Annotated in this window: 10 protein-coding genes; 5 read left to right on the top strand and 5 right to left on the bottom strand. The window is 63.4% G+C overall.

Annotated elements, in window-relative coordinates; all coding sequences use genetic code 11:
- Positions 1 to 76 precede the first annotated feature (76 nt).
- The 5 genes from ACJWXQ_RS10060 to ACJWXQ_RS10080 all read left to right on the top strand — a co-directional run bounded on the left by ACJWXQ_RS10060 (position 77) and on the right by ACJWXQ_RS10080 (position 4,303).
- Positions 77 to 445 (top strand): ArsR/SmtB family transcription factor, encoded by a 369-nt coding sequence (locus ACJWXQ_RS10060; RefSeq protein ID WP_406672747.1) that lies wholly within the window; start codon positions 77 to 79, stop codon positions 443 to 445.
- A complete protein-coding gene (locus ACJWXQ_RS10065) occupies positions 442 to 1,440 on the top strand; it encodes an ArsJ-associated glyceraldehyde-3-phosphate dehydrogenase (RefSeq protein WP_346053280.1) in 999 nt (332 codons plus the stop codon). Before ACJWXQ_RS10060 ends, ACJWXQ_RS10065 begins: the two co-directional genes overlap by 4 nt.
- Positions 1,440 to 2,702, top strand: coding sequence for an organoarsenical effux MFS transporter ArsJ (gene arsJ / locus ACJWXQ_RS10070; protein ID WP_406672751.1), 1,263 nt, complete (start codon positions 1,440 to 1,442; stop codon positions 2,700 to 2,702). Before ACJWXQ_RS10065 ends, arsJ begins: the two co-directional genes overlap by 1 nt.
- Positions 2,703 to 2,773: 71 nt before the next feature.
- Positions 2,774 to 3,385 (top strand): pyridoxamine 5'-phosphate oxidase, encoded by a 612-nt coding sequence (gene pdxH / locus ACJWXQ_RS10075; protein WP_346053283.1) that lies wholly within the window; start codon positions 2,774 to 2,776, stop codon positions 3,383 to 3,385.
- 30 nt (positions 3,386 to 3,415) lie between these two features.
- Positions 3,416 to 4,303 carry an alpha/beta hydrolase gene (locus ACJWXQ_RS10080; RefSeq protein ID WP_346053284.1) on the top strand — a complete coding sequence of 296 codons (888 nt, stop codon included), beginning with the start codon at positions 3,416 to 3,418 and terminating at the stop codon, positions 4,301 to 4,303.
- Positions 4,304 to 4,467: 164 nt separating this feature from the next.
- Here ACJWXQ_RS10080 and ACJWXQ_RS10085 read toward each other — a convergent pair whose 3' ends face one another.
- From ACJWXQ_RS10085 to ACJWXQ_RS10105, 5 genes are all read right to left on the bottom strand, one after another.
- Positions 4,468 to 5,658 carry a hypothetical protein gene (locus ACJWXQ_RS10085; RefSeq protein ID WP_406672748.1) on the bottom strand — a complete coding sequence of 397 codons (1,191 nt, stop codon included), beginning with the start codon at positions 5,656 to 5,658 and terminating at the stop codon, positions 4,468 to 4,470.
- A gap of 510 nt (positions 5,659 to 6,168) precedes the next feature.
- On the bottom strand, positions 6,169 to 6,462 hold the full coding sequence (locus ACJWXQ_RS10090) for a DUF3240 family protein (protein ID WP_346053288.1): 294 nt from the start codon (positions 6,460 to 6,462) through the stop codon (positions 6,169 to 6,171).
- Position 6,463: 1 nt separating this feature from the next.
- Complete coding sequence (locus ACJWXQ_RS10095) at positions 6,464 to 7,411, bottom strand: sodium-dependent bicarbonate transport family permease (RefSeq protein WP_346053290.1); 948 nt, start codon at positions 7,409 to 7,411, stop codon at positions 6,464 to 6,466.
- A gap of 109 nt (positions 7,412 to 7,520) precedes the next feature.
- Complete coding sequence (locus ACJWXQ_RS10100; RefSeq protein ID WP_406672749.1) at positions 7,521 to 8,120, bottom strand: hypothetical protein; 600 nt, start codon at positions 8,118 to 8,120, stop codon at positions 7,521 to 7,523.
- Positions 8,121 to 8,214: 94 nt separating this feature from the next.
- Positions 8,215 to 11,292, bottom strand: coding sequence for an error-prone DNA polymerase (locus tag ACJWXQ_RS10105; RefSeq protein ID WP_406672750.1), 3,078 nt, complete (start codon positions 11,290 to 11,292; stop codon positions 8,215 to 8,217).
- Positions 11,293 to 11,965 lie beyond the last annotated feature (673 nt).

Raw genomic sequence — 11,965 nt, forward strand, 5'->3', positions numbered from 1 at the left:
CATTGGAAAGGCCGGGACGCACCCGCCTGCCCCCGCAGCTTGCCCTCCATCAATTCATTTCGATATTATTGGAAATATGAAAATAACAGACGCCACCGAAGCCCTGTCCGCCCTGGCCCAACCCAGCCGCCTGAGCGTTTTCCGCTGGCTGGTACGCCAATACCCGGCCCGGGTGGCGGCCGGTGAGATCGGGCAGGCACTGGACATCGCCCCGGCCACCCTCTCCTTTCACCTGGCCACCCTGGAACGAGCTGGCCTCCTCCAGCACCAGCGCGAGGGTCGCAGCCGTCTGTACCTGGCCCGGCTGGAGACCATGAACGCCCTCATGGCCTATCTCTTCGAAGACTGCTGCAATGGCAATCCGGCCGCCTGCCCGGATAGCCTGCTGGGGGGCTTGCGGGGTGAGTGCGGACCGGGAAATCACGAAAAAGAGAAGGCAGAATGAGCTCAGTCATCATCAACGGCTTCGGCCGCATGGGTCGCCTGTGCCTGCGGCACGGATTCGACGACCCGGACCTGGACTTTGCCGCCATCAATGACCCGGCGATGGATGCCCCCATGGCCGCCCATCTGCTGGCCTTCGACTCCATCCACGGCCGCTGGGACCGGGATGTCGAAGTCGATGGAGACGAACTGATCATTGACCGGCATCGAATCCGCTTCACCGCCGAGACCGACCTGAACAAACTCACCGCCGGTGCGCAGGCAGACATTGCCCTGGAATGCTCCGGCCAGTACCGGGAACACGATAGCCTCGCCCCCTGGTCGCAAGCGGTGGGCCATGTGGTGGTCTCCGCGCCGGTCAAGGGCGGCCCACCCAATATCGTGGTGGGCGTTAATGATGGAGACTTCGACCCGGCGCGAGACCCGGTGGTCTCGGCCGCCTCCTGTACCACCAACTGCCTCGCCCCGGTGGTCAAGGTGGTCCAGGAACAGTTCGGCATCCGCCACGGTGTGATTACCACCATCCACGATGCCACCAATACCCAGCAGGTGATCGACTCGGCCCACAAGGATTTTCGCCGGGCCCGCGCCACCGGGGAGAACCTGATCCCTACCACCACCGGTTCGGCCAAGGCCATCACCACTATCTTCCCGGCATTGGAAGGCCGACTCAACGGCATGGCTGTACGGGTACCGATTCTCAACAGTTCTCTGACCGATGCGGTCTTCGAACTGGAAAGCCCGGTGGATGAAAACCGGGTCAATGAGGCCTTTCGGGCCGCCGCCCAAGGGCCCCTGAACGGGATTCTCGGCTACGAGGAACGCCCGCTGGTCTCCAGTGATTACCGCGGCGACCGCCGGTCGACCATTGTCGACGCGGCTTCCACCATGGTGGTGGATGACACCCAATTGAAGGTGGTGGCCTGGTACGACAATGAAACCGGCTATGTCTGCCGCATGCTCGATCTGGCCCGGCGAATCGCCCACGCCCGATGATGGATCAACTCAAACAGCTCCCGGAAGGCGTTCGCCAGTACATGGTGGTGACCATGGCCTATTGGTCATTCACCCTTACCGACGGCGCCCTGCGCATGATGGTGCTGCTGTACTTTTATCAGCTTGGCTTCTCCGCCTTCGAAGTGGCCATGCTGTTCGTGCTATACGAACTGTTCGGGGTCATCACCAACCTGCTGGGGGGCTGGATCGGTGCCCGCTTCGGTCTGCATCGCACCCTGTTCGCCGGCATGCTCCTGCAGATCGTCGCCCTGCTGATGCTCACCGTGCCCGAGGCCTGGCTGGGTGTGGTTTACGTGATGCTGGCCCAGGCCCTGTCGGGCATTGCCAAGGACCTCAACAAGATGAGCGCCAAGAGCAGTGTCAAGCTGCTGGTGCCGGAAGGCCAGAGCGGGCGGCTGTTCAAGTGGGTGGCGGCCCTGACCGGCTCCAAGAATGCCTTGAAGGGTGTGGGCTTTTTCATCGGCAGCGCCCTGCTGGCCTGGATCGGTTTCCGCGCCGGGATGCTGGCCATGGCGGCCTGGATCGGGATCTTCCTGCTGCTCAGCCTGTTGCTCCTGCGCCGCGGCCTGGGCCAGGCGAAAATGGCCACGCCATTCAGCCGCCTGCTGTCCAAGAGCCCGGCGGTGAATTTCCTCTCCGCCGCACGCTTTTTCCTCTTCGGCGCCCGTGACATCTGGTTCGTGGTGGCCCTGCCGGTTTTTCTCCACGGCGTGCTGGGCTGGAGCCATGTCCAGATCGGCAGTTTCATGGCCCTGTGGGTCATCGGCTACGGCATCGTCCAATCCCTGGCCCCCCGGTTCCTGCGCCTTGCCGGCGACGACAGTGCCAGGCGGGGCAAGCGGGCGGCGGTGCTATGGGCCATTCTGCTCGCGGCCTCCCCGGCCCTGATCGCCTTGGGCCTCGCCCAGGGGCTGTCCCCCGCCGAGACCCTGATCATCGGCCTGGGGATCTTCGGCTTTCTCTTCGCCCTTAACTCCTCGCTTCACTCCTGGCTGATCCTGGAACATGCCCGTGCCGACGGGGTGTCCCTGGACGTGGGCTTCTATTACATGGCCAACGCCGCCGGCCGCCTGGTGGGCACCGTCCTCTCGGGGCTGGTCTATCAGCAGCAGGGTCTGATCGCCTGCCTGGTAGCCGCCACCGCCTTCATCCTCCTCTCCGCCCTGCTTGCCATGGCCCTGCCCGGCGGGAACGGCAGCCGCAAGCAGCGGCTTCAATCCGGCAATGCCACCCAAACCTGACGCCAATCAAGGTAGAATTTTGGGTTTGAATCCATGATGCCCGGCCACAATCAAGAAACCAGGAGCCGTTGATGAGCCAGACCGGAATCATTGAATCCAAGCTTCCCGGCGATCCCCTCGAACTCTTTCGCCACTGGTGGGCCGACGCCCAGGACAAGTCCGGCATGCTGGAGCCCACGGGCATGAGCCTGGCCACGGCCGATGCACAGGGCCGCCCCTCCAGTCGCATCGTGCTGCTCAAGCACTGGGATTCCCGCGGATTCGTGTTTTTCAGCAACTACACCTCGCGCAAGGGCCGTGATATCCACGACAATCCGCATGTGGCCCTGCTCTTCTGGTGGGACAAGCTGCGGCGCCAGGTACGGGTCGGTGGCAAGGCGCAGAAACTTCCCGAGCGGGAGTCGGACGCCTATTTCGCCAACCGCCCGCGGGGCAGCCAGCTGGGCGCCTGGGCCTCCCAGCAGAGCCGCCCCCTGGACAGCCGGGAAACCCTGCAAAAGCGGGTGGAAGAGCTGGACCGGGAATTCGGTTCCGATCCCATCCCGCGCCCGCCCCACTGGGGCGGCTACCGGGTGGTTCCGGAGGAGATCGAGTTCTGGGATGACGGCGAGTTTCGCCTCCATGACCGTATCTGCTACTTCCGGGACGGGGAACAATGGCGCACGGAACGCCTCTATCCCTGAGATTTTCCGGCAACCCGGGGCCCTGTCGCCATGGTCAAACCCGCACGTTGGTACGAGGAAAGCACCGTCTACGAGATCAACGGCCACCGGATTCATGTTCATGAATCGGGTCAGGGCCCCGTGCTGCTCTGCCTGCATGGTGTCGCCGGCGCTTCCTGGAGCTGGCACAAACTGGCGCCGGACCTGGCGCGAGGCTTTCGCGTGGTCATCCCGGACCTGCTGGGCCACGGTTATTCGGACAAGCCGAGCGACGAACGCTACTCGGTGGTGGCCCATACCGACCGCATCGAATCCCTCATGGCGGCGATGGACGCCCCCCGCTTCCACCTGCTCGGACAGGGCATGGGCGCGAGCATCGCCCTGGAGTTGATGGCCCGGGCGGATGGCCGCCTGAGCGAGGGCCGGGATCCGCGCATTGATCCCGCCAGCCTGTTTCTGCTCAACCCGCCACTCTTCCCTGAACTCGCCCGCCAGCCCCGGCCGGAACGCTGGCTGGCGACGCAGTTTGGCTATCTCGTGGCGCTGGCCGGCAACCGCAAGCTGTTCTGGGAATATCTCAATCAGCTGTCCGGACCCTATAGCAGGCCCACGCCGAAGGAGGTCTCCCAGCTCTGGCGCCTCTACAGCCGCGACGGGGGCCGCTGGACCTGGGCCTCCCATGCCCGCTATCTCAAGGAGCTGATGCGCTACGGCAAGCGCTGGACCAAGGCCATCCGCGCCACCGAGCGCCCCCTGCAACTGGCCGCCGGCCCGGATGACCCCATCGCCGGCCACCAGCTCGACCCGGCCTTCAAAAGGGCCCTGCCGGAACACGAACGCATCCGCATCGGCCGTCTGGGCCACGCCCCCCACTTCGAGGCCCCGGACAAGGTCCTGCCGCTGATCGAAAAATTCCACAAGGACATTGGCGCGTCTTAAGGCGTATATCTTCAAGCCGTGACGCCGTCTTCCGGAGGAATCGCGGATGAATCCGCGCCTACGGCGGCTCCGGCATAAGCTATAAGCTCCGTAGGAGCGAATTCATTCGCGATTTCGCCAGCGCGCTCAAAACCAATCGGCGCCAAACCCCAAGGAAGCTCTGATCAATCCCGGCACTCGGTAACCAATCGAATACGCTGACGTGCAATCATTTCACCACCCGCTTTAACGATTGCGGACCGCCTGGTATAACAGCCTTCACCGCTTCCCTTCTCCTCGCTACCCAAATACAGATCGGCAGCGTCAATCTTGTCATCACCGACGAACACCTCGTGATTCAGCAACATCCTCGCCACTTGGTAGCGTTCACAGCTACTCATGCGATCAAAGCCGATACCATCATCATTCAGGTAAGAGTCATAGCCCTGAACTCGACTGAATCGAGGCAGAATTGAGAACTCTACCATTCTCTTGCCATCCTCATCGGTACTGAGAGCATACTCCACAACCAGTCGATCAGGCCGAGCGGACAACTCCACACCCCCATGACCCTCGACCAAATCGAACTCTACGCTGAGATGTGGCGCATTCCGAACGCCCGTCAATTCCATCTCATATTCGCCAACCAGCCTGTCCAGGATCACACCAGAACGCCAGCCATGACTCTGAAAACTGACACGCCCCCTTTCCCCCTGCTCGGCTGATCGATAGGCGTCCAGAAACTGACGGCCCAACTCCTCCCGAAATTGTTGCAGTCGCTCCGGGTCAGCCAGAAAGGCAAGGATCGTGTCACTGTTTGAGTTACAAGAACTCGGCGTCTCATCGCTTGACCAAGTATCCGATCTAGCGGCCGTGCGGGAGGCACCCAATTGCCCCGTAGCAATGGACTCAGAGACGGACTCACCTACCTCCACTAACATATTCCGATGCTGCTCAAGGGCCTCCATATTGTTCTGATGTCTGGCATATTCACTCTCAGGCAGGCTACGCGGAATTGCCGTAATCGAATCCATGGAAACCCCGCCCCATTCCACCTCAAAGGCATAAACCTCCCTGGTTTCGGGATTTACATACGTAGCATGTTTAACAAGGCTGCGGCATTCGGATGGCAGCGACTCGGGCTTTAACTCGACTTCGCCCTCATCCCCGGCTGGTTCACAATATTCTTCTCGGTGCGCAGTGAGGTCGCGCTCCATATTGGCAATGGCCAATAACTTGGCCGACGCCTCATCCAGACAGGAAAGACAGAGATAATCCCCCTCGATATCCGCAGCGCTCAATGGCGGGGTCACCACCAGCAGAAAAAGCGCACCCCAAATCCCTATACCCAAGCGACTTCCAGATCTAGATTCCATGACTCCCACCCCTTTTTTGGAATTCGATTTCACTCAAGCGAAGAATATAGAATGCAGCGGCTCTATCGTCAGCGCAATATGGACCTGGGCTTCGAGTACTGAAGTTCGGTCTTATGTTTTGGTGCCATCCGGAGGCTTTTGATCGCGAATAAATTCGCTCCTACGGTGCCAATAGCTTACGCCGAAGTCGCCGTAGGAGCGGATTTATCCGCGATTTACCGGGCCGAATCGAAGGCAATCTGCTCGAATATCAGAATTCGACCTCAGCAAGCACAGCCCAGGTGATCCCCACCAAAGGTAGGCCTAGGTGTCGACTGGTCTTTCCAAGACTGTGTGAGCCAGGATGGCGAACCCAGAGCCCCCAAGGATGGGTCTACGGCGTTCTTGGAAAGGCCTGTCGACACCTAGGCCGGAACGCCACCCGTCACCGACATCGAAGGGACCTACCTCTAGCGAAGCCGACAACAATTCGATGTCGAAAAGGAACACGCCAATCGAAGAAGAGAGACGCTAGAACTTCTCGCCGCGAATGACCTGCACATCCGAGAGATAAAGCACCATGGCAAAATCCTTGAAATAACGCTGGTGCAGAATCTCGGCGATTTGCCAGGCCATGTCTTCCTCGCAGATTACTTCCACGCGGATATTGGCGCCCTGCTCAATGCCTGCGGCCCTGGCACCCCGTCGCCCTGAACCCCAGGCCTCGGTAACGGTGTAACCCCGAGCACCGGCTTCATTGATGATCTTGATCAGGGGGCGCTCCAATGCCTCCTCGGTAATGACCGTCAAAAGCTTGCGGTGCATATCAACCTCCTGTCACGGGGTAAATGGCAGCGAGTGTATGGTGATAGAGAGGAACGCCAATCACCACATTGAAAGGGAAAGTCAGCGCCAGAGATGCGGTCAGCGAGAGGCTGGGGTTGGCCTCCGGGACCGACAGGCGCATGGCCGCCGGGGCCGCGATATAGGAGGCACTGGCACTGAGAGAAACCAGCAGGACCGCCCCGCCCAGACTCAGACCCAGCATCCAGGCCACAAGACCCCCCACCACCGCCCCGATCAAGGGAAAGGCAATACCGAAAAAGGCAATGAAGAGGCCGTGTTCACGCAGGCCCCCGGCCCGGCTGGCGGCCACCAGGCCCATCTCCAGCAGGAAGAGCGCCAGCACACCCCGGAAGGCGTCGAAGAATAGGGGCTCAAGTGGCTCCACGGCGACCGGCCCGGCGAGCAGGCCGATCAGCAAGCCACCCAGCAGCAGGACCACCCCCTTGCCGAGAAAGACCTCCCGGCTCAGACCGGCCCAGCCTATACTGGGACGCAGGCCCCGGACCAGAAGCACACCCAGAAGAATGGCCGGAATTTCCAATACCACCACCCAGGCGGCGGCATGGCCCTCAAAGGGAATGCCCTGGTGCTCCAGATAGGCCATGGCCACGGCGAAGGTACCCACACTGACCGAACCGTAATGCGCGGCGATGGAGGCCGCATCGGCACGAGGGAGCTTGCGGGAAAGGCGTAACAGGCCGAAGGCAATCAGGCCGAGAACGACACCCTTGAGGGCGATCACGCCCAGGCTGGGCAGGATGCGGAGCAGATCACTGTCCGCCAGCTCCACGCCACCCTTGAGGCCAATGGACAGCAAGAGCAGAACAGTGAGCAGCTCATAGACGGCTTTGGGAAGATGCAGGTCGGCTTTCACCGCGCCGGCCACGACACCCAGGATAAAGAACAGGATAACGGGATCGATACCCACGTCAGGACTCCCCTTTGGATCGTGGGGATTCTAGCATGAGCCGGCGGCTTCTTTGGGGCTGGATGGTGGTGGCGCAGCAGCTCTCTCTGCTACGCCACCAAACGCCACCTTAGCTGTCCTGCCCGGTCTGGCGCTCCAGTTCCGTTTCCGCTTCCTGGCGCTCCCGTTCCAGGGCATCAATCTCGGCCTCAATCTGGCGACGCTCTTCTTCGGGGGCATTGGCTGCCCGCTCCAGCTCCCGCTGACGCACTTCGAGCTCGGATTCCACGGCATCGATGCGGTCCTGGGGGTGCATCAGGGCCCGCTCGGCCTTGCGCTCGGCAGCAGCCATTTCCCGTTCCGGGGTGCCGACGGCATGGCGGGCATCCCGCTCAATGGCGGCCAGCTCCCGTTCAGGGGCACGGGCCTGGTATTCGGCGTCATCCAGCTCCTGCCGCGCGGCACGCTCACGGGCATCCAGCTCCCGCTGCGGCGCACCCGCCTCGTGTTCGGCTTCCGATCGGGCCCGCTCTGCCTCGCGTTCCGGACGCTCCATCGTGTCGCGAACCTCTCGCTCGGCCCGCTCCGCCGCCGCTTGGCGGCTCTCCTGCCCGGCCCGGTCCACGGCATCATCGCGGGCTTCGTCAAGACGGTCCTCAAGGTGCCCGCAGGCCGACATCAGGCTGATGCCCGCCAGCACCAGCATTACTTTCGCAAGCTTCTCAATCATGTGGCTCTCCAGCTTCTGGCGAAATATATCTTGCTTAGGGGAGGGATTGAGCTTCAGGCCTGGCAAGTCGGCTATCAATCCCTCATTTGGGGGGTCAGCGAAAATCCCGGGAACGGGTCACGAGCCGGCCGAGCAAATGGCTCCAGTCTTCCAGGTGATGGGCAATCACATGCTGAACGCCCTCTTCCCGCTGTACCGTGCCCACCACCACCAGCAGGCGGGACTGGAGCACGACCTGGCGATAACGCTCGGCCAGCTTGCGCCAGCAGATCAAATTGATCACCCCGGTTTCGTCTTCCAGGGTCATGAAGGTCACGCCCGCCGCACTGCCGGGACGCTGGCGGTTGATGACCAGGCCGGCGGTGACCACCGGACTCTCCGGGGCCTGCCGCCACAGGGCCTCGGCAGGCAGGATATCGGCTTTGGCGAGTCGCTCCCGCAACAGGGCCAGGGGATGGCGGCCCAGGCTCAGGCCCAGGCGGCCGTAATCGGCGGCGATGTCCTCCCCCTCCCGGGGCGGACGCAGCATGGGCTCGGCCTCGGCCATGGCGGCCTCGCCGAACAGGGGCGTGGGCGCCTCCACCCCCGCCGCCTGCCAGCGGGCGCGGTGACGATGCCCGGCAAGGCTTGCCAGGGCCCCGGCATCGGCCAGGGCATCCACCGCGCGCCGGTCCAGGCCGGCCCGCTGCAGGAACTGGTCCAGGCGCGAGAGACCGCACCCGCCCTGCTGTACCACGGCCACCACCCGCTCGGCCGCCTCCCGGGCCAGGCCCTTGACCTGGTTGAAGCCCAGGCGGATGGCTGGCTCGCCTTGGTGGCCGACTTCCAGGGTGCATTCCCACTGGCTATGCAGAATATCCACCGCGCGCACCTCCACCCCGTGCTCACGGGCGTCCCGGACCAACTGGGCGGGGGCATAGAAACCCATGGGCTGGCTGTTGAGCAGTGCGGCGGTGAAGGCGGCCGGCTCATGGCATTTGAGCCAGGCCGAGACATAGACCAGCAAGGCAAAACTGGCGGAGTGGGACTCGGGGAAACCGTACTCACCGAAGCCCTGAATCTGGCGAAAGACCCGGTGGGCATAGTCTTCGCTGTAACCCCGCTCGCGCATGCCGGCGATCAGACGGTCCTCGAAATGGCCCAGCCCGCCGCGCTTCTTCCAGGCGGCCATGGCGCGGCGCAGCTGATCGGCCTCGCCGGGAGTGAAGCCGGCGGCGACAATGGCCAGCTGCATGACCTGCTCCTGGAAGATGGGCACCCCCAGGGTACGCTCGAGTACCCCACGCACTTCCTCGCTGGGATAGTCCACCACCTCCCGCCCGGCCCGACGGGCCAGGTAGGGATGGACCATATCGCCCTGGATGGGACCGGGGCGGACAATGGCCACCTCGATCACCAGATCATAGAAGGTCCGGGGTCTGAGCCGGGGGAGCATGGCCATCTGGGCGCGGGACTCGATCTGGAACACGCCCACGGTATCGGCCCGGCAGAGCATATCGTAGACGGCCGGATCCTCGGCGGGGATGCCGGCCAGGCTCCAGCGCTTGCCCCGCCAGTCCGCCACCAGATCAAAGCAGCGGCGAATGGCGGTGAGCATGCCCAGGGCGAGGACATCCACCTTGAGCAGGCCGAGGGCCTCCAGGTCGTCCTTGTCCCACTGGATCACGGTGCGGTCAGCCATGGTGGCATTCTCCGCCGGCACCAGTTCATGCAGCGGGCCCTCGGAGATGACAAAGCCGCCCACATGCTGGGACAGGTGGCGGGGAAAACCCAGCAGGCTGTTGGCCAACACCATCAGGCGATGAATGACGGGGTTGTCCGGATCCTCACCGGCTTCCAGCAGCCGTGCCCGCTGATCCCGCTGGCCGTCCCACCACTGGAAGGCACCGGCAAGTCGGTCCAGGCGCGCCGAGTCCAGCCCCAGGGCGCGGCCCGCATCGCGAACGGCCGAGCGGGGCCGATAGCGGATCACGGTGGCGGCCAGCGCGGCCCGGGCCCGGCCGTATTTCTGGTAGATATACTGGATCACCTCCTCCCGCCGCTCGTGCTCGAAATCCACATCGATATCCGGCGGCTCGCCCCGCTCTTTGGAGATGAAACGCTCGAACAACACATTCATGCGGGCGGGATCGACCTCGGTGATGCCAAGACAGAAGCAGACCACGGAATTGGCCGCCGAGCCCCGCCCCTGGCAAAGAATGCCGCGACCGCGGGCGAAGGCGACCACATCGTGCACGGTGAGGAAAAAGGGTTCGTAGGCCATTTCCCGGATCAGGGCCAGTTCGCGGACAATCTGGCGCCGAATGCGAAAAGCCACCCCGTCCGGCCAGCGCCGGCGCATGCCCTCCAGAGTCAGGCGGCGCAGGTGGCTGATCGGGGTCTCGCCGGGCGGGACCAGCTCAGCCGGATACTCGTAGCGCAGCTCGGCGAGACTGAAAGTACAGCGCCGGGCGATGCGCAGGCTTTCTTCCCGCAACTGCCGGGGGTAAAGGCTTTCGAGGGCGGCAAGTGGCCGCAGATGACGCTCGCCATTGGGAAACAGGCGCAGGCCGGCCTCGCTCAGGGGCACACGATGGCGCAGGGCGGTCAGGGTATCCTGCAGGGCCCGACGACCCCGCGCATGCATGTGCACGTCACCGGTGGCCACACAGGGAATACCCTGGCGTTCTCCCAGGGCCATGAGGGCTTCCCGCCGCCGGTCGTCATCGCCCTCGGCCAGCAGTTCCACAGCGATCCAGAGCCGGCCGGCAAAGTGCCCCTGTAGCCACTGCAGCGCCTGCTCGTCGGCTGTCTTCCCCGGCAGCCAGAGGATGAGACAACCGGCTAGGCCATTGTCGGCCACATCGGCCCGACTCAGCTTGTAGCCGCCCTTTTCCGCCGCCCGACGACCGGTGGTAATCAGGGCACAAAGCCGGGCCCAGGCGGCCCGATCGCTGACCAGGGCGACGAAGCGCAGGCCGTCCTCGAGCTTGAATTCGCTGCCATGCACCAGGGGCAGGCCATGGCGGATGGCGGCCAGGTGCGCCTGGACGGCGCCGGCCACCGAGCACTCGTCGGTGATGGCCAGGGCGCGATAGCCCAGCCCGGCGGCCCGGGCCACCAGCTCATCGGGATGGGAGGCCCCGCGCAGGAAGCTGAAATTGCTCAGGCAATGGAGTTCGGCGTAGGGCATGGGACAGTACCCGGCTTATGAGTACTGCATAAAAACACAGCGTTTATCCGGACGCAAGTTGGCTTCGGGCTGTTTAGGTCCCTTCGATGACGGTGACGAGGGGCGTTCAGGCCTAGGTGGCGACAGGCCTACCTTGGGTGGGGGTCACCTGGGCCGTGCTTGCTGATGGCGTATTCAATTTGATGGGCCGATTGCCTTCGGTTTGGCCGGGGAAATCGCGGATAAATCCGCTCCTACGGCGGCTTCGGCATACGCTAATGGCACCGTAGGAGCGAATTTATTCGCGATCAAAAGCCTCCGGCTAGCACCAAGGCATAAGACTGAACCAACCCCTCCACTAGCACGGCCCAGGTGACCGCCACCCAAGGTAGGTTCCTTTCCCGGTGGCCTTGCTCAGGGCTGTGTGAGGCAGGGTGAGGCAAGACCGATGGTCCAGTGGACCATCGCAGCTTGCCGAACGCCCGCACAGGGATGTGCGGGCTGGACCGGGAGGCGGAGCAGGATTGCGCAGCCTTCCGGTCGCCCACAAAGCCTACAGGGATGTATTAACGGCGTTCCTGAGCAAGCCCACCAGGACCGAAGCCGGGAAGCCACCCGTCACCGACGTCGAAGGGTCCTAGACAGCTCTAAGCCGGTCGAAATACCCCCGCCACCAACAACGCAGAGTCCTGCA

Source organism: Natronospira sp., assembly GCF_007134575.1.
Classification (GTDB): Bacteria; Pseudomonadota; Gammaproteobacteria; order Natronospirales; family Natronospiraceae; genus Natronospira; species Natronospira elongata.